We start from the raw sequence: 17,635 nt of genomic DNA on the forward strand, positions 1-17,635 counted from the left end.
AGGTCGCCGAACCGTCCGACGGCTCATGAGCCAGGAGGAGGGCAATGCGATCGTCGAGTTCATCGGGTGGAGCGCCGTCCTGGTGGTGCCCGTGCTCTACCTGGTGGTGACGCTCGCCCAGCTCCAGGCTACGACCTTCGCCGTCGCCTCGGCGGCCGACGCCGCCAGCCGGGTGCTGGAGGTCGATGACTCGCCCTACGCGATGGATAACGCGCAGCTGGCCATGCAGCTGTCCCTGTCCGATCAGGGCGTCGACGCCGACCCGTCGGGCTCCCTGTCGGTCACCTGTGCTCACGGCTGCGCCCGGGGACAGGCGGCGATGGTCGAAGTCTCAGTCGGTGTGGATCTGCCGGGCTTCGCCTCGCTGGGGATCGGTCGGGACGTCGTCGTGGTGGCCACTGAGCGCTCCATCACCCTGCCGGGCAAGGAGGAGCCGTGAACCGGAATTCCGCTCCCAGGGCCGCCCAAGATCGGGCCCGTGCCCTGCTGCGTCGGCTGCACCGCGAGGAGGACGGGCAGACGCTTCTCCTGGGGGTCGGGCTCATCTGCGTCGTCCTTGCGCTGCTGTTCGTCGCGGCCTCGGCAACCGCCGTCTACCTCGACCTCAAGACCCTCACGTCGCTGGCGGACTCGGCTGCGGCCGCGGGAGCCGACAGCGTGGAGGCGCACCCTTACTACGGGGGCGGTGTCACGGATGACGCACCCGGGTCCCTCACCGACGCAGGGGTGGGGAGCAAGGCGGCCGAGGACCTGTCCGCCCAACCTGCAGCGGACAGGCTGGAGGGGGTCACAATCGTCAGCGCCCGGGCTGCTGACAACCGGACCGCCGTCGTGACACTGCGGGCGCGTTCCCGCCCGCCCTTCCTCCCGTGGGGGATCCTCCCGGCCGAGGGCTTCACCATCACCGCCACCGGCTCTGCCCGAATGACGACGACGCAGTGAGCCTGCGGACTCACTGCGTCGAGATGGATGGGTGAAAGGTTGTGTGTGGCCGGAGGCGGCCCGCCGCTCAGGCCTGCTCGACGAAGCCCGCCGAGACCACGGGGGAGGGGTGCCGGCGCAGGTGCATCCGGGACCGCAGCTCCTCAGTCTGCCGGCGCGAGAGCTGGGCGATGTAGGCCCGCTTCACCGTGAACAGGATGTTGAGCCCCACCAGCAGGTAGAAGGCGTTGGCGATGACGCTGGGCCAGGCCCCCGAGCTCGCGCAGTTGATCGTCAGCAGCACGGAGCCGGTGATGTTGAGGGCCTGATACTTGAGCGAATCGCCGGCGATCGTGCCCTTGGAGACCAGGAAGTAGGCCACGAGGAGCTCAGCGGCACCGATCCAGCCGCCGATAGAGATGAGGGAGGAGAGCACGTCGTTCACGGGGATGATTCTTCGACACCCCCGAATGAAGGTCAATCGCATCTATCTGCATGAGGGATGTAGATTTACTTCATGCAGATACTGCCCCAGAGGCTCTCGGTTCTATTGGCCGTCCACCGAGCCGGAGGAGTTGTCGCAGCGGCAGATTTCCTTCATATAACGCCGTCGGCCGTCTCCCAGCAGATTCGCCTCCTGGAGCGCGAGTGCGGTGCCCGGGTCCTGGATCGCACACCCACCGGAGCCGTGCTCACTGCGGCCGGGAAGGTTCTGGCTGACGCGGCCGAGCGCATCGAGGACGAGCTGACCACCGTGCGCCGCGAGCTGGCGGACCTGGACGACTCCATCCCCTCCGGTGTGGTGCGTGTCGGGAGCTTCGCCTCCGCTGTCCGGGCGCTCCTGCTGCCCCTCCTCAGCTCGCTGGCGACCACCAGCCCCGAGCTGGAGGTGATCGTCGAGGAGGCCGAGGAGCGCAACGCCCTGCCCCGCCTGCGTCGCGGTGAGCTCGACCTGGTCCTCATGGAGCGTGACGAGCACACGCTGCCCGCGGCGCCTCGGGGCATGGCCGATATCCCGCTGCTGGACGAGTCCTGGCTCGTCGTCGTGCCGGCTGAGCAGGCGGCCCCCTCGACCCTGGCGGACCTGGCGCGCGCCACCTGGATCGATCTGGCCCCGGGGACCGCGGGCGCCTTCGCCCTGGACCGTCTGGAGCGTCAGCTGGGGGTGCCGTTGACGACACGGCACGTCGCCTACGACTACGACGTTGTGCTGGCCATGGTCAGTCAGGGCCTGGGCTGCGCGCTGCTGCCCGAGCTGGCCGTCTACTCCGGGCTCGTCCCCGATGAGCTCAGTGTGGTGCGTCTGCCTGGGCTGGGCGTGCGCCAGCTGGTGGTGCGTCACCGATCGACCCGCACCGAGCCGGGCCCGGCGACACGCGCGGTGCTCGAGGCGCTGCTCTCCCAGGCCCAGGGCATTGAGCTGGGGTGAGTGGCAGATGAGGGGACCACAGTGGGAGTGACCGAGCCGTCGAGCGAGCCGAGTCCGCCCCGACGGTGCTCCTCGCAGGTTCTGCCGTAGACTCCCCTCCGTGGCCACTGACTTCTCCGCTGAGATCGAACGACTCCGACACACCTACGCCTCCATTGCCGCGGTGACCGACCCCGAGGCCCTGCGCGCCCGGATCGCTGAGCTCTCCGAGCAGGCCTCCGCACCCGACCTGTGGGATGACCCCGACTCCGCCCAGGTGGTCACCTCCGCGCTGTCCCACGCCCAGGCCGACCTCAAGCGGGTCGAGAGCCTGGGGGAGCGCATCGAGGACCTCGAGGCGATGGTCGAGCTTGCCGGCGAGGAGGAGGGTGAGGATGCCGCCGAGATCCTCGCCGAGGCGGAGACGGACCTGGCGGCCATCAGCAAGGATCTCTCCGACCTGGAGATCCGCACGCTGCTCAGCGGCGAGTACGACCCCCGCGACGCCGTCATCACCATCCGCTCGGGCGCCGGCGGCGTGGACGCCGCCGACTTCGCCGAGATGCTCCTGCGCATGTACACCCGCTGGGCCGAGCGGCACGACTACCCCGTCAAGGTTCTCAACACCTCCTACGCCGAGGAGGCGGGCCTGAAGTCGGTCACCTTCGAGGTCCACGCCCCCTACGCCTACGGGACCCTGAGCGTCGAGGGCGGTACGCACCGCCTGGTGCGCATCAGTCCCTTCGACAACCAGGGGCGCCGCCAGACCTCCTTCGCCGCCGTCGAGGTCATCCCGCTCATCGAGTCCACCGACCACATCGACATCCCCGAGACCGACATCCGCATCGACGTCTTCCGCTCCTCGGGCCCCGGCGGGCAGAGCGTCAACACCACCGACTCCGCCGTGCGCATCACCCACCTGCCCACGGGCCTGGTGGTCTCCATGCAGGACGAGAAGTCCCAGATCCAGAACCGTGCCGCCGCCATGCGCGTCCTCCAGTCGCGTCTGCTCCTGCTCAAGCAGCAGGAGGAGGACGCCAAGAAGAAGGAGCTCGCCGGGGACGTCAAGGCATCCTGGGGGGACCAGATGCGCTCCTACGTTCTCAACCCCTATCAGATGGTCAAGGACCTGCGGACCAACTTCGAGGTCGGCAACCCCGACTCGGTGTTCGACGGCGACATCGACGGCTTCATCGACGCCGGCATCCGCTGGCGCAAGCAGCAGGAGACGGCCGAGGACTGATCGGCTCGCTTCGTCAGAAGCCTTATCGGAGTCAGGGATCCCCCGGAGGGGTCCCTGATTTCTTTCCCACCTGCCCCTGATTCCTCCGGGGTGCGATTGAGGCCGCAAAATGGTGCGCGTACCGTGAATTTCATGAGTACATCACATGGAAAACCTCGGTCAGTGGAAGTCTCATCAACACTCTCGTCTCTCGAGTCCTCGGATCTCAGCGAGGATCGATCGGATCAAGGTCATCACCTCACTGCGGGCGGCAAGGTTGTGCGCATCGTCATCGCGTTTGCGATGATGTTCGCCTGCGCGCTCGCTCCGCCTTTACTGAAGCAGGTTCCTGTCATCCAGTCTTTTGCTCTCGCACATGAGAATCCGGCTGGTCTCGTGGAGTCCTTCGCGGTGGGGTCGTGTGTGCTGCTGATCTACGGGTCGGCGGTGGTGCTCGCTCTTGTCCTGTGCCACGTCCTGCGCCGTACGCTCGACCGGGGCCATCATGTCCGTTTGTGCCTGCGTATCGATCGTCGTGCCCTGTTATGGCTCGCTGGGATGATTCTGGCTGCGCTCGTCGTGGACCTTGTGGTGGCCGGCATGCTTCAAGTGCTCGGGTTTGCCGGTGGCGACCAGTCGGTACCTCAGGGTCCAGCGTGGCTCATGATCGTCGAGTCCTTCTCCATAGCCTTCCTTCTTCAGGGAATTCCTGAGGAGATCATATGGAGGGGGTGGCTCTACTCCTCGCTGGGCGAGACGCGTTTCGCAGCAGTTTCCAGCGTCCTCGGATTCACTGCTCTTCATATTCTCTCTCAAGGAGGTCAGCAGAATCTTCTCGAGCATCTCACGTATCTCGCTCTACCGTGCGGATTTGCGGTGACGGCGATGATTGTCCGAATCGTCTCCGGGTCTACCTGGGCGGCGATCGGCGTGCATGGAGGGTTCCACCTGGTGAACTACTGCGTGGCAGAACCCCTGCATCTGCGCATTGGGTCGATCACCTGGGTACTTCAGGGGTTGACCTGGGTCGCGGTCGGCCTTCTCATTCTCGCCTTTCACCGCCGTCGTCAGCGTCTGGCGGCGTTGACAGGCCGGGCATGTTGACGCCTTCCCTCTTCAGGAGCCATTCCTTGCGGTCAACCCCACCCGCGTAACCGCGCAGGCTCCCGTCGGAGGCGAGCACGCGGTGGCACGGCACGATGAGAACGATCGGATTGCGCCCGACCGCGCCACCCACGGCCTGGGCGGACATGTGCGTCCGGCCAGTACGCCGGGCAACTTCGGCAGCGATGTGGGCATAGGTGCTGGTGGCGCCGAAGGGGATGGAGAGCATGATGGAGGAGACCATCTTCTTGAAGTCGGAGCCCTCAACGCTGATCGGCGGGGTGAAGCCCGGGTCAGTGCCCCCGAAGTAGCTATCGAGCCACTGGGTCGTCTGCGTGAAGACAGGCAGGAGGGGCTGGGCTAGCGCGTCTTCGCTGATCGTCGAGCGGTCGTACTTCTGCCCGTCGAACCACAGGCCTGTGAGGTGCTCGCCGTCGCTGGCCATGGTCATGGCGCCTAAAGGCGATTCGTAGTGACTGACGTAGTGCATGAGCCCTTCCCTTCGTTCCTCCGCCTGCTCATGGTGTCATAGCGCGGGCGCTGTTCTGCCTCGCATCGGCTCGCTGCGGATTCGCGTGCACCGTCTCACCTCCGCCGTCGTCGCCATTGCTCCGGGGCTCCCTTAGGCTTGGCCACGGTGCGCACGGGCGGTCCGATCGATCGCCGTCGTCGCGCAGAACCTCCGCTCACACCCTGACGAAAGGCGCAGACGAGCAGTGGCTGAGTACATCTACCAGATGATTAAGGCGCGCAAGGCCCACGGTGACAAGGTCATCCTCGATGACGTCACCATGGCCTTCCTCCCCGGAGCCAAGATCGGCATGGTCGGCCCCAACGGCGCCGGCAAGTCCTCCATCCTCAAGATCATGGCCGGCATCGACCAGCCCTCCAACGGCGAGGCCCGCCTGACCCCCGGCTACAGCGTCGGCATCCTCCTGCAGGAGCCCCCGCTCAACGAGGACAAGACGGTGCTCGGCAACGTCGAGGAGGGCGTTGCCGAGATCAAGTCCAAGCTGGACCGCTACAACGAGATCAGCGCCGCCATGGCGGACCCGGACGCCGACTTCGACGCCCTCATGGCGGAGATGGGCACCCTCCAGGACGCCCTGGACGCCGCCAACGCCTGGGACCTCGACTCCCAGCTCGAGCAGGCCATGGATGCCCTGCGCTGCCCCCCGCCGGACGCCGAGGTCAAGCACCTCTCCGGTGGTGAGCGCCGCCGCGTCGCCCTGTGCAAGCTGCTCCTCGAGGCCCCCGACCTCCTCCTCCTGGACGAGCCCACCAACCACCTCGACGCCGAGTCCGTGCTCTGGCTCGAGCAGCACCTGGCCAGCTACCAGGGCGCTGTCATCGCCGTCACCCACGACCGCTACTTCCTCGACCACGTCGCCGAGTGGATCGCCGAGGTCGACCGCGGCCACCTCTATCCCTACGAGGGCAACTACTCCACCTACCTGGAGACCAAGGAGAAGCGCCTCGAGGTCCAGGGCAAGAAGGATGCCAAGCTCGCCAAGCGCCTCAAGGAGGAGCTCGAGTGGGTGCGTTCCTCGGCCAAGGGACGCCAGGCCAAGTCCAAGGCCCGTCTGGCCCGCTACGAGGAGATGGCCGCCGAGGCCGAGCGCACCCGCAAGCTCGACTTCGAGGAGATCCAGATCCCGCCGGGGCCCCGCCTGGGCAACCAGGTCCTGGAGGCCACCAACCTCAAGAAGGGCTTCGACGGGCGCACCCTCATCGACGGGCTCTCCTTCACCCTGCCGCGCAACGGCATCGTCGGGGTCGTCGGCCCCAACGGCGTCGGAAAGTCCACCCTGTTCAAGACCATCGTGGGCCTGGAGCCGCTCGACGGCGGAGACCTCAAGATCGGTCAGACCGTCAAGCTCTCCTACGTCGACCAGTCACGAGCCGGCATCGACCCCAAGAAGACCCTCTGGGAGGTCGTCTCTGACGGGCTGGACTACATCCAGGTCGGCAACGTGGAGATGCCTTCGCGCGCTTACGTCGCCTCCTTCGGCTTCAAGGGGGCCGACCAGCAGAAGCCGGCCGGCGTCCTCTCCGGCGGAGAGCGCAACCGCCTCAACTTGGCCCTGACCCTCAAGCAGGGCGGCAACCTCATCCTCCTGGACGAGCCCACCAACGACCTCGACGTCGAGACCCTGGGCTCCCTGGAGAACGCCCTGCTGGAGTTCCCCGGTTGCGCCGTGGTCATCACCCACGACCGCTGGTTCCTTGACCGCGTGGCCACCCACATCCTGGCCTGGGAGGGGACTGACGAGAACCCCGCTAGCTGGTACTGGTTCGAGGGGAACTTCGCCTCCTACGAGGAGAACAAGGTCGAGCGCCTCGGCCCCGAGGCGGCCCGCCCTCACCGGGTCACCTACCGGAAGCTGACTCGAGACTGAGCGGCGCCCGCCCGGTCGACCGCATAAGAAGGAGAAGCGCCATTCCCTCAGCCAGGCTGCTGAGGGAATGGCGTTTCTCGTCCTGCTTCAGAAGGCGACTTCATGCATCTTGTCGGTTGGTGCCGATTGCACTTAAGGTGCAGTGGGAGGTGCGATGATGAGTAGGAATATCCCAGGACTCATCCCCGAAGGCGGTGTCATCGGGAAGCTTCCGTTCGACGGGCAGTGGCTGACCGAGCGCAGCCCCACACGCCGCGTTCCCAGCCATGGGACTCACCTCTTCGCCACCACGTACGCGCTCGACTTCGTCGCCGTCGACGACGATGGTCTCACGGCTCCACCACGCAGCGTGCGTGCGCTCTTCACCCCCGAACCGCCAGAGCTCTTCCACGCCTTCGGTCGTCCCTTGCACTCGCCCATTGCGGGAACCGTGGTCTCCGTTCACGACGGCGAGCCCGACCACGTGGCGCGCCGTTCCGTCCTGACTCGCATCCCGTACGGATTGAGTCAGCCCCAACGAATTCGGCAGGGACTTCCCGCCATCCCTGGAAACCACATCATCATCCAGGTTGCCGAGGGGCCTCATTGCGTGGGACTCGTGCACCTTCAGCGAGGCTCCGTCCAGGTGTCGCCCGGCGACCGGGTGAGCGCAGGCGATCAGATCGGTCGATGCGGCAACTCCGGGAACTCCACGCAGCCCCACCTTCACATCCAAGCGATGGACAGTCCAGATCTCCGTACCGCGAAGGGGGTTCCGCTCCGTTTTGAGGAGTTCCGGCAACGCAGCCCGCAGCAGGCTGCTCCCTGGGCACTTCGGCGACAGTCATGCCCCGAGCAGGGGGCAGTCGTCGCTCAACCTTGATATGACGTCATGGAATGAGCCTCAGATCCGGCGTGCTGATCGGTCGCGGGGCGCTGCGACCAGATCGTGGCGAGAATTGGGGGATGGGCCTGCGGCGCAGTGCGCAGCTCCTGAATGGGGACGTACTTCTCCGGCGAGGACTGCGTTCTCCTGCAAACCTCTGAGATCCGGCCGCAGTCGTATGGGGGAGAAGTACGTCCTGGATGGAGAACGCAGTCCTCGATCCGTGTCCTCAATGTCGGGCGTCAGCCGGGGATGGCGCTGCCGTCGTCGCCCTCTCCCATGCGGATCCGCCAACGCCCTGACGCGCCGTCGGACTGGGAACCGGTGGGCATGCGGACCATGCCCTCCTGGGCGATGGTCGACACCAGCCGGCCGGATGAGTCGAAGACCTGTGCGCGCGCCATGCCGCGGCCGCCCTGTGAGGAGGGGGAGTCCTGCACGTAGAGGAGCCAGTCGCCCATGTCGACGTCGCGGTGGAACCACTGGGCGTGGTCGAGGGTTGCCAGGCTCATGCCCTCACTGCGCCAGGACAGTCCCTGGCTTCGCAGCACCGGCTCCAGCATCACCTGGTCGCACACGTAGGCCAGCAGTGCCCGGTGCACGGTCTGGGAGGTCTGCTCCGGGATGCGGCTGCGCGAGCGCATCCACAGGTGCTGGCGACCGGCACGCTCCTTGGCGGGGCGCAGGTAGAGGTTGCCCTCCACGTGCCGGAGGTCGAAGGCCGCCGTGCGCCCCAGGAAACGCGCCACCGGATGGTCGATGGTGCGGAAGATCTCCAGTGCGCTCGTCAAGTCCTCGGGGCGCGGAACTATGGGGGCTTGCACGTGGAGGTCGGCACCCTCCTGCTCCTCCTGGAAGGAGGTGAGCATCGTCAGGATCGGCGTGCCCTCCTGGGAGGCGGCGGGGCGCCGTTGGGAGAAGGACCGTCCGTCGTGCAGGCGCTCGACGGCGAAGGTGATTGGCGTATCGGGCTGACCGCCCCGCATGAAGAAGGCGTGAACCGAGTGCGGCAGACGCTCGCCGTCGCCGTCATCCTCAATAGTGGCGGCCGCGGCAAGCATGCCCTGGGCCACCACCTGTCCTCCGTAGACCCGGCCCGAGAGCTGGGGCAGGGAGCCTCCGGAGAAGACATCCTCCCCGTCACCCGCCGCCAGGCTGAGGATTCGGGTCACCGACCCGAGGGGCTCCTCCGTGGCGGCGGGGACGGGGTATGGGGTTGTCACAGACCGAGCTCCTCCAGGATCGGCAGCTTGGCGCGCACTGCCGAGCGCGCGTCCTCAGCCGTCGCCGCGTCCAGAGCGATCCTCGCCAGCTCCTGGCACTCGGTGAGCGTGACGGACTTCAGGACGGCGTCAACATCAGGCAGGGCGCGCGCCGTCATCGACAGGGATGCGACCCCCAGACCCACGAGCACGGCGGCCAGCGCCGGGTCCGCGGCGGCCTCACCGCACACGCCCACCGGACGTCCCTTGGGTGAGGCACCCTCGCAGGCGGTGCCGATCAGACGCAGAACGGCCGGCTGCCAGGCCGTGGACAAATCCGCCAGCGAGGACAGCAGACGGTCGGCCGCCATGACATACTGGGTGAGGTCGTTGGTGCCCACCGAGGCGAAGTCGGCGTGCTCGAAGAGCTTGTCGGCCATGAGCGCGGCCGAGGGCACCTCGATCATCATCCCGGCCGTCTTCAGGCCGTAGGAGCGGGCCTTCTGCGTGAAGGCCTCGGCCTCCTCGGCCGTGGAGATCATCGGGGCCATGACCCACACCTTCGCCTCGGTGGCGGCCTCGGCCTTGGCCAGGGCCTCGAGCTGGTGGTCCAGGACCTCGGGGTCGCGGCGCGTCGTGCGGTAGGCGCGCACACCGAGCGCCGGGTTGGCCTCGGTGGCGTCGGTCAGGAAGGGCAGCGGCTTGTCCGCTCCGGCGTCGAGGGTGCGCACCACGACCTTCTTGCCGGGGAAGGCCTCGAGGACACCCTGGTAGGCCTCCACCTGAGCCTCCACCGTGGGCTCCTCGGGCTGGTCCAGGAAGCAGAACTCGGTGCGGAACAGGCCGATGCCCATGGCTCCGGCCTCGGCGGCGCTACGGGCGCCGGCCGCGTCACCGACATTGGCCAGCAGCTGGACCTCGTGGCCGTCCTTCGTGGCTCCGTCACCGTTGAAGACACGCACGCGCGAGGCGAGCTCCCGCGCCCGGCGCAGGGCGTCCTCGGAGGGGTTGAGGGTGATGCTTCCCTTGGTGCCGTCGACCAGGACGATGTCGCCCTCGGCCAGCGCATCGGTGACCTTCTCGCCAGTGCCGACGATCGCCGGCATGCCCAGTGCGCGCGCCAGGATCGCGGTGTGGGAGGTGGGGCCGCCCTCGGAGGTGATGAAGGCGATGACCTTCTCGGGGTCCAACAGCGCGGTGTCGGCCGGGGCCAGGTCGGCCGCCACGAGCACGAAGGGCTCGGGCAGGCGGGGGATCCCGGGCATCGGGGACTCGGTCAGGACGGCGACGATGCGGTCGCGCACGTCCTGGACGTCACGGGTGCGCTCGGCCATGTAGCCGCCCAGGGACTCCAGCATGGAGGCCAGAGTTCCTGCTGACTCCCACACGGCGCGCTCCGGAACCAGGCGCTTCTCTCGCACCATGGCCTGCGCCGTCGAGGTCAGGGTAGGGTCGGCAGCCATCTGCGCGGTGGTCTCAAGGAGCGTGCGCGCCTCGGCCTTGGCCTCGGCCGCGGACAGCTCCAGGCCCTTCTTAACCTGCTGGGCCGCCAGCGCGATGCGCTCGCACTCCTTCTCGACATCGCGACTGGGTTCGAGGGTCGCGATCTCGGGCTCAGGAATGGGAGGTGCCATCCTGGCGACGGGGCCGGCCACAAGGCCAGGGCTCACACCGATGCCGGACAGGGTTGTGGAGGTGGTGTCGGACGCTGTCATGTGGTGCTCCTCATCGGAGACGAATGGGGATCATTGCTCATTGTGCCCCGAGTGCGGCCGGAAAGAGACGTTTCCGCCAGGGGAATAACGATCTCCTCTGTGGCCGCGTCAAGGCATCTATCGCGTTCCCGTAAGGTTACGTGAGTGAGCCCCGTCATGCGAGGAAGGAGATCCTCCGGCGCGGTCGTCCGCTGTGCAGCAGGCCCTGCGGCCCGCATGCGCACGCGTCTTCCTGCCGACTGGAACTCTTCGCCGCGGACAACGCGGAGGTGGGATAAAGTGATCGCGAGCACGAAGGACCTCAGCTGCCCGACCACGCGCATGACAGACGGGGATTGCGCGAGGGCGGGAACCGGGAAGGAGAAGCCATGAGCACTGCATCAGACATCGTCGCCGGTCTCGGCGGCCAGGAGAACATCACCGACCTCGAGCCCTGCATCACGCGTCTGCGCGTCGAGGTAGCCGACCAGACGAAGGTGGATGAGGAGGCGCTGCGAGCGGCCGGCGCCTTCGGCGTGGTGCGTTCGGGCCGCGTCGTCCAGGTCGTCGTGGGGCCCACGGCGGACAGCCTCGCCTCGGAGATCGCAGTGCTCTGAACTGATCGCCCCGTTCCCGGAGGGTCTGCGCACCCGCCCGGCTCCAGCACCTGCAACGCGGAGCCGGGCGGCCTGCCTTTCCCCGGACAGCGGTGGGCGCATGTCGGGACGTGTGACCCGATCTCGCCGTCCGCTCCGCTGATCGCCGACCGGCTGCGCGTTCCTGGGCACATGGTCCCGGGCGGCTCAACGGCAGTGGCGCCATTGCGCGGCTTCACGGTGAAACAGTTGCAGCAAAACGTCAGGAGACACGGTGCGGCGGGTGCACAACCCTCAGCCGCTAGGGCACACTTGGACACTGCTAGTCCTGCTAGCGCCCGCATCCCGATCCGACCCATCCATCCCCAGGGGTGATGGCGGAGCGCAACCCTGCTCCACGCCCGCTCCATGGCGCTCCATCGCACATCTGCTCACGCAAGGCTGACCCACGCACATGAACGAGTTCAACGACGACCTGTTACCTGCTTCCGAGAGCCTCAAGCAACTGGCTGAGGCGCACGGTGTCTCCACCGAGTACTGGGACTATCACGGCAACCTTGCCTCACCCTCAAGCGCCACTCTCAGGGCCGTGCTGGCCGCGTTAGGGGTGAGCATCAACTCCGAGGAGGAGATCGGGCGCGCTCTGCGAGAGGTCGAGGACGCCCCCTGGCGGCAGGCGCTTGCCCCCACGGTCGTCACGCGCGGCGGTGTGGAGTCGACCGTCCCCGTCTACGTGCCCGACGGCGCCAAGGTGCGGGTGCGCGTCGAGCTCGAGAACGGGGACGTCCGTGAGCTGACTCAGACTGAGGACTGGACCGTGCCCCGTGAGGTGGACGGCGTCAAGCGCGGCCGTGCCTCCTTCATCCTCGGAGCCGATCTGCCCCTGGGATGGCACCGGATCATCGCCGAGGTCAGCCCCGGCTCCACGGACCAGGCCGCCCTGCAGGGGGCTCATGCCGCGCCGCCCGCCGACAGCGAGGCGGAGACCATCACCGTGACCTCGGCGCTGGCGGTCACCCCCAACCACCTCGATCTGCCCGAGTCCCTCGGAGACCGGGGCTGGGGGGTCATGACCCAGCTGTACTCGACCCGCTCGCGCGGGTCGTGGGGGACCGGTGACACCGACGATCTCACTGAGCTCGCCGCCTTCTTGGGGGACCAGGGAGCCGACTTCCTGCTCATCAACCCGCTGCACGCGGCTGAGCCGGTGGCGCCGATGACCCACTCGCCCTACCTGCCGGTGACACGTCGCTTCGTCAACCCCCTCTACATCCGGCCGGAGAACATCCCTGAGGTGGCCCGTCTGTCCGGCCCCAAGCGCTCGCTGGTGCAGTGGGCCTTCGAAGAGGTCAAGGACAGTGACCTCAGCGCTGAGCCGATCGACCGCGACGCGGTGTGGAAGGCCAAGCGCGAGGCCCTCGAGGTCATCTTCGCCGCCGGTCGCTCCTACTCCCGTCAGCGAGACTTCGAGCGCTTCCGGGCCGAGCAGGGCGAGGGGCTGGAGCGTTTCGCCCTGTGGAGTGCGCTGGTGGAGAAGCACGGGTCCCTGGAGAACTGGCCCGCCACGCTGCGGGAGGCGGACTCCGCTTACGTCGCCAACGAGGCGCACCAGCTGGCCGAGCGCATCGACTTCTTCGCCTGGCTGCAGTGGATCGTCGACGAGCAGCTGGCTCGCGCGCAGGCCGAGGCCCTGGCCTCGGGGATGGCCCTGGGCATCATGGACGACCTCGCCGTCGGAGTGCACTCCCAGGGGGCGGACGTGTGGTCCAACCCGGAGGCCTTCGCCTCCGGAGTCACCGTGGGGGCTCCGCCGGACATGTACAACCAGCAGGGCCAGAACTGGTCCCAGCCGCCGTGGAACCCCGAGTACCTGGCGCGCAGCGCATACGCCCCTCTGCGTGACATGGTGCGCACGGTCCTGCGTCACGCCGGCGCACTGCGCGTGGACCACATCATCGGCCTGTTCCGCCTGTGGTGGATCCCCGAGGGCATGGGTGCGGACCACGGCGCCTACGTGCGCTACGACCACGAGGCCATGCTCGGCGTCGTCCTGCTGGAGGCTCACCGGGCCGGCGCTGTGGTCATCGGTGAGGACCTGGGGACCGTGGAGCCCTGGGCGCGCGACTACCTGGCCAGCCGCGGTGTGCTGGGAACCAGTGTCCTGTGGTTCGAGAAGCAGCACGACGGCTGGCCCCTCCAGCCCCAGGACTACCGCCGGCTCGCCCTGTCCACGGTCAACACCCACGATCTTCCCCCGACTGCCGGCTACCTGGCTGACGAGCACGTCGATCTGCGTGAGCGCCTCGGCCTGCTCACCGAGCCGGTCGAGCAGGTGCGCACCGAGGCGCGCATCGAGCGCGACCGGATGACCTCCCGGTTGCGCGAGCACGGCCTGCTGGGGGATGCCCCCACCGAGCGTCAGGTCGTCGAGGCCCTGCACCGCTACGTGGTGCGCACCCCCTCGGTGCTGGTCGGTGTCGCCCTGGTCGACGGCGTGGGGGAGCGACGCGCTCAGAACCAGCCCGGCACCGACCAGGAGTACCCCAACTGGCGGATTCCTCTGGCCGACGGCGCAGGAGAGGTCGTCCTGGTCGACGACCTGCCCGAGAACGCGCGCCTGGGCAGCCTGCTGAGCGTCGTGCGCGACGAGATGGCTTCTCGTCGGGACTGATGCCACCACAGGCTCCGCGCCCACTGGGCTGCAGACGGGGCCTGAGGCGGGCGACGTGCTCAGACGCTGTGGCCCCGGCCGTCACGATGATGGCCGGGGCCACACACTAAGCGGTTGAGGTCCGATGGGACCGGGCGCGCGTTCGGGTCTACGCCCAGGTCATGAGCGTGTCGCCGGCTGCCGTTATGCGGCCTGGTGATACGGGCTCCAGATCAGTCTCGTCACCCTCCAGGGCGATGACGGGGACGATCGGGTTGAGTCCGCCGGCCTCGATCTGAGCCGGCGACCAGCGGATGACGGGGCTGCCCGCATCGATGGTGTCTCCCTCACTGGCCAGGAGGGTGAAGCCCTTGCCCCCCAGACTCACGGTGTCCAGCCCCAGATGGACCAGGACGCTGTGGCCGTCGTCGTTGGTGATGACGTAGGCGTGGGGATGGATCTTCGTGATGGTTCCGCTGATCGGTGCCAGGGCGCTGACCTCGCCTCCGTCAGCGGTGTTCGGGGTGATGGCCACACCAGGGCCGACGATCTTGCCGGAGAAGACGGGGTCGGGAACGTCACTGAGAGCGACGACGACGCCGGATACCGGCGACTGGACGGTCAGGCTCACCGCAGGTCCTCGATGTCCTCCGCGATGGTGTCCGCGTTGGGGCCGACCACGACCTGCACGATGTCGCCGAGCTTGACGACACCGTGTGCTCCCGCGGTCTTCAGGGCCGGCTCGTCCACGAGGGAACTGTCCTCCAGCTCGCAGCGCAGCCGCGTGATGCAGGGTTCGATCTCCACGATGTTGTCGAATCCTCCGAGGGCGTCGACGATGCTCTGTGCCTGAGACATGGGTTCCTCCTGGGTCTGCCCGGGTGCTTGCCGGGCTCAGTGGGTGATGGTGCCGAGATGAGGCGTCAGGACATGGGCAGGTGCAGTCAGGTGCGGCACCTTCGCCGGTACCGGACTAATGGTCCATACCAGTACCCCATGGTACAGGCCGCCCGGAGGTTGTCCAGTACCGACCTGGGTCAGCCCCTCAAGACGACGAGCGGTCCGGGCGGAAGGCGGGTTTGGGGGCGGCCACCGGGACCCACAGGGTGTAGCGGTCGGCGCGGAACAAGGTGCGCGAGTAGTCGATGGCGCAGTGCTCGTGGAAGGTGCGCCGGGTGATGTCCAGGGTCGGGGCGCCCTCCTGGACGGAGAGCAGCGCTGCCTCCTGGGCCGTGGCCGCGTGGGCCTCGATCATGTCCTCACCCCACTGCGGCGCCAGGTCGGCGCGGGTCAGCTCGGCGTAGACCGAGAAGTTCGGGCTGGTGCGCAGCAGGTTGGGCAGAAGCGCAGCGGGAATCCAGTTCTCCTCGATCGCCATGGGGATGGCGTTGGCGGTCAGCAGGCGACGCAGGTGGTGGACCTCGGCCCCGACCTCGAGCTCGAGCGCCTCCGCCACGGTCTCATCGGAGGCGACGGTCTCGGCCTGTAGCATGACGACGCCGGGCTCCATCCCGCGCCGCTGCATCTCCTGGGTGAAGGAGGTCAGTCGGACCTGCAGGTCGAGCTTCGGGGGCGCCACGAAGGTTCCCTTGCCCTGGTGGCGCTCCAGGACGCCGTCGACGACGAGGGTGTCGATGGCTTGGCGCACGGTCATGCGGGAGACCTCGAACTGCTCGCACAGCTCGCGCTCGGAGGGCACTGGGCTGCCGTTGGCGAGCCCGTTCCTGACCAGGTCCAGCAGGTGATTGCGCACGATGACGTACTTTGCCGGCTTCTTGCCTGCGTTCTTGGGCATGGGACTCCCCTGGTTGACAGTGGGTGGACGCAGCCAGGGTGTGGGGGATGGCTACGACCGCTGCTTCCGCTGTGTCGCATCGACTTTCATATCATTATGGCTGACGAGTGTGCCCCGCGCTTGACATTGAAGGTTCTATCGGTTTTTCTGGTGTCACTGGTCCAGACGTGTTCGGTGTCGATCCGTCCCGACTACCACCGTCACGGTGGATATCTCTGACGCGGCAGTGCTGCCGCGCGATCCTGAACTGGAGAACACTCATGTCAGTCAAGAAGAAGACGGGCGGTGCCTTCGCCCTCGCCCAGCGTCTGGGGAGATCCCTGATGCTGCCCATCGCCACGCTCCCGGCAGCGGGTCTGCTGCTGCGTCTGGGGCAGGCGGACATGCTGGGGGCCGAGGGGCTCGCCGCGAAGGCGTCCTGGCTGCAGCCCGTCGCAGACATCTTCAGTGCGGCCGGTGGGGCGGTCTTCGATAACCTGCCCCTCATCTTCGCCGTTGGCGTCGCCGTGGGATTCGCCAAGAAGGCCGATGGCTCCACCGGGGTGGCCGCGCTGTTCGGCTTCCTCGTCTACCGCGCCGTCACCTGGACCATGTCCCCCATCATCATGGGCAAGCCCGCGCCCCTGAGTAAGGAGGCCCTCGACTGCCTCCACTCCTTCGATCCCGCCACGGGGAAGATCGCACAGGTCGGCCCCTGGAACCAGGGAATCAAGCTCTGTGACATCCCCACTCAGACGCCCATCAACTACGGGGTGCTGGGCGGCATCGTCATCGGCGTCGCCGCCGCCCTGCTATGGCAGCGCTACTACCGCGTCAAGCTGCCCGACTGGCTGGCCTTCTTCGGTGGACGCCGCTTCGTCCCCATCGTCACCTCCGGCGCTGCGCTTGTCATCGCCCTGGTGATGTCGGCTCTCTACCCGGCCTTCAACTGGCTCATCAACGAACAGCTCGGCGGCTGGCTCATCAACGCCGGGAACTCCAAGGGCATCGCCGGAGCCCTGGCGGTCTTCGTCTTCGGTACCGTCAACCGCCTGCTCATCCCCTTCGGCCTGCACCACCTGCTCAACTCCGTGCCCTGGTTCCAACTCGGCTCCTGCCAGACGGCCTCCGGGGATACGGCGCACGGTGACATCACCTGCTTCTTCCAGGGTGTGGACGGCTCGAACTCCTGGACCGGGGGCTTCACGACCGGCTTCTTCCCGATCATGATGTTCGCGCTGCCCGCCGCTGCACTGGCCATCTGGCACACCGCCAAACCAGCCAAGCGCAAGGCGACCGGCGCCCTCATGGTCTCGGTGGCCCTGACCGCCTTCATCACCGGCATCACCGAGCCCCTCGAGTACGCCTTCGCCTACGTGGCCTTCCCGATCTACGCCGTCCACGCGGTGCTGACAGGTTCCTCCTTGGCCATCGCCAACCTCCTGGGCGCGAAGGACGGCTTCGCCTTCTCCGCCGGAGCGATCGACTACCTGCTCAACTTCGGCAAGTCCGCCGAGCTCTCCGGTGGTGTGGTCCGCGGACCGCTCATGATCGTCATCATGGGGCTGGTCTATGCCGTCATCTACTACTTCCTCTTCAGGTTCCTCATCGTCAAGTTCGACTTCAAGACCCCTGGGCGTGAGGACGACGACGTCGACGCCTTCGCCGCCGCGCAGGCCGCCGCCGCCACGTCCACGGGCAAGAAGGCCGCGGAGTCGTCTGGGCGTTGAGAGATTCGGGTGTCGGGATGTCGGGGCCGGCACCTCACGAGTTGGGGCCGAGCGCATCATGCGCTCGGCC

At 67.5% G+C, this 17,635-nt stretch carries 17 protein-coding genes; 10 read left to right on the plus strand and 7 right to left on the minus strand.

All coding sequences use genetic code 11. The features are described from left to right. Positions 1–25 precede the first annotated feature (25 nt). A complete protein-coding gene (locus HMPREF3165_RS04225; RefSeq protein ID WP_070511045.1) occupies positions 26–439 on the plus strand; it encodes a hypothetical protein in 414 nt (137 codons plus the stop codon). Next, entirely contained in the window at positions 436–942 is a 507-nt protein-coding gene (locus HMPREF3165_RS04230) for a glycosyltransferase (protein WP_070511047.1), read from the plus strand. The genes HMPREF3165_RS04225 and HMPREF3165_RS04230 overlap by 4 nt, the downstream gene beginning before the upstream one ends. Before the next feature lie 67 nt (positions 943–1,009). On the opposite strand, the gene HMPREF3165_RS04235 is transcribed toward HMPREF3165_RS04230, so the two are convergent. Continuing rightward, entirely contained in the window at positions 1,010–1,408 is a 399-nt protein-coding gene (locus HMPREF3165_RS04235; protein WP_070511049.1) for a CBU_0592 family membrane protein, read from the minus strand. A 30-nt stretch (positions 1,409–1,438) separates the two neighbouring features. Between HMPREF3165_RS04235 and HMPREF3165_RS04240 the strand changes: the two genes are divergently transcribed. The 3 genes from HMPREF3165_RS04240 to HMPREF3165_RS04250 all read left to right on the plus strand — a co-directional run bounded on the left by HMPREF3165_RS04240 (position 1,439) and on the right by HMPREF3165_RS04250 (position 4,655). Then, complete coding sequence (locus HMPREF3165_RS04240; protein WP_003786659.1) at positions 1,439–2,350, plus strand: LysR family transcriptional regulator; 912 nt, start codon at positions 1,439–1,441, stop codon at positions 2,348–2,350. A gap of 100 nt (positions 2,351–2,450) precedes the next feature. After that, positions 2,451–3,572 carry a peptide chain release factor 2 gene (gene prfB, locus HMPREF3165_RS04245; RefSeq protein WP_010613489.1) on the plus strand — a complete coding sequence of 374 codons (1,122 nt, stop codon included), beginning with the start codon at positions 2,451–2,453 and terminating at the stop codon, positions 3,570–3,572. Positions 3,573–3,854: 282 nt separating this feature from the next. Beyond that, complete coding sequence (locus tag HMPREF3165_RS04250; RefSeq protein WP_070511083.1) at positions 3,855–4,655, plus strand: CPBP family intramembrane glutamic endopeptidase; 801 nt, start codon at positions 3,855–3,857, stop codon at positions 4,653–4,655. Here HMPREF3165_RS04250 and HMPREF3165_RS04255 read toward each other — a convergent pair. After that, positions 4,594–5,145 (minus strand): methylated-DNA--[protein]-cysteine S-methyltransferase, encoded by a 552-nt coding sequence (locus HMPREF3165_RS04255; protein WP_070511051.1) that lies wholly within the window; start codon positions 5,143–5,145, stop codon positions 4,594–4,596. The genes HMPREF3165_RS04250 and HMPREF3165_RS04255 overlap by 62 nt on opposite strands. A 226-nt stretch (positions 5,146–5,371) precedes the next feature. Here HMPREF3165_RS04255 and ettA point away from each other — a divergent pair, with 226 nt between their 5' ends. Then, positions 5,372–7,054 (plus strand): energy-dependent translational throttle protein EttA, encoded by a 1,683-nt coding sequence (gene ettA, locus HMPREF3165_RS04260; RefSeq protein ID WP_003786651.1) that lies wholly within the window; start codon positions 5,372–5,374, stop codon positions 7,052–7,054. A 157-nt stretch (positions 7,055–7,211) separates the two neighbouring features. Then, complete coding sequence (locus HMPREF3165_RS04265) at positions 7,212–7,916, plus strand: M23 family metallopeptidase (protein ID WP_070511085.1); 705 nt, start codon at positions 7,212–7,214, stop codon at positions 7,914–7,916. Positions 7,917–8,161: 245 nt separating this feature from the next. Here HMPREF3165_RS04265 and HMPREF3165_RS04270 read toward each other — a convergent pair whose 3' ends face one another. Both HMPREF3165_RS04270 and ptsP read right to left on the minus strand, forming a co-directional pair. Beyond that, positions 8,162–9,142, minus strand: coding sequence for an acyl-CoA thioesterase (locus HMPREF3165_RS04270; RefSeq protein WP_070511052.1), 981 nt, complete (start codon positions 9,140–9,142; stop codon positions 8,162–8,164). Then, positions 9,139–10,836, minus strand: a complete 1,698-nt coding sequence (gene ptsP, locus HMPREF3165_RS04275; RefSeq protein ID WP_070511054.1) for a phosphoenolpyruvate--protein phosphotransferase — start codon at positions 10,834–10,836, stop codon at positions 9,139–9,141. The genes HMPREF3165_RS04270 and ptsP overlap by 4 nt, the downstream gene beginning before the upstream one ends. A 368-nt stretch (positions 10,837–11,204) precedes the next feature. Here ptsP and HMPREF3165_RS04280 point away from each other — a divergent pair, with 368 nt between their 5' ends. Both HMPREF3165_RS04280 and malQ read left to right on the plus strand, forming a co-directional pair. Next, positions 11,205–11,432 (plus strand): PTS sugar transporter subunit IIB, encoded by a 228-nt coding sequence (locus HMPREF3165_RS04280; RefSeq protein ID WP_070511056.1) that lies wholly within the window; start codon positions 11,205–11,207, stop codon positions 11,430–11,432. Between the two features lie 433 nt (positions 11,433–11,865). After that, positions 11,866–14,082 (plus strand): 4-alpha-glucanotransferase, encoded by a 2,217-nt coding sequence (gene malQ, locus HMPREF3165_RS04285; RefSeq protein ID WP_070511058.1) that lies wholly within the window; start codon positions 11,866–11,868, stop codon positions 14,080–14,082. Between the two features lie 148 nt (positions 14,083–14,230). On the opposite strand, the gene HMPREF3165_RS04290 is transcribed toward malQ, so the two are convergent. The 3 genes from HMPREF3165_RS04290 to HMPREF3165_RS04300 form a co-directional block, all read right to left on the minus strand. Beyond that, positions 14,231–14,692: a PTS sugar transporter subunit IIA gene (locus HMPREF3165_RS04290; RefSeq protein ID WP_070511060.1), complete on the minus strand. Its 462-nt coding sequence runs from the start codon at positions 14,690–14,692 to the stop codon at positions 14,231–14,233. Continuing rightward, entirely contained in the window at positions 14,689–14,919 is a 231-nt protein-coding gene (locus tag HMPREF3165_RS04295; RefSeq protein ID WP_070511062.1) for a PTS sugar transporter subunit IIB, read from the minus strand. The genes HMPREF3165_RS04290 and HMPREF3165_RS04295 overlap by 4 nt, the downstream gene beginning before the upstream one ends. A 187-nt stretch (positions 14,920–15,106) precedes the next feature. Further along, positions 15,107–15,856: a GntR family transcriptional regulator gene (locus HMPREF3165_RS04300; protein WP_003786636.1), complete on the minus strand. Its 750-nt coding sequence runs from the start codon at positions 15,854–15,856 to the stop codon at positions 15,107–15,109. Positions 15,857–16,116: 260 nt separating this feature from the next. Here HMPREF3165_RS04300 and HMPREF3165_RS04305 point away from each other — a divergent pair, with 260 nt between their 5' ends. Continuing rightward, positions 16,117–17,565, plus strand: coding sequence for a PTS transporter subunit EIIC (locus HMPREF3165_RS04305; RefSeq protein WP_003786634.1), 1,449 nt, complete (start codon positions 16,117–16,119; stop codon positions 17,563–17,565). Positions 17,566–17,635 lie beyond the last annotated feature (70 nt).

This window comes from Actinomyces sp. HMSC08A09, from assembly GCF_001807465.1.
Lineage (GTDB): Bacteria > Actinomycetota > Actinomycetes > Actinomycetales > Actinomycetaceae > Actinomyces > Actinomyces oris.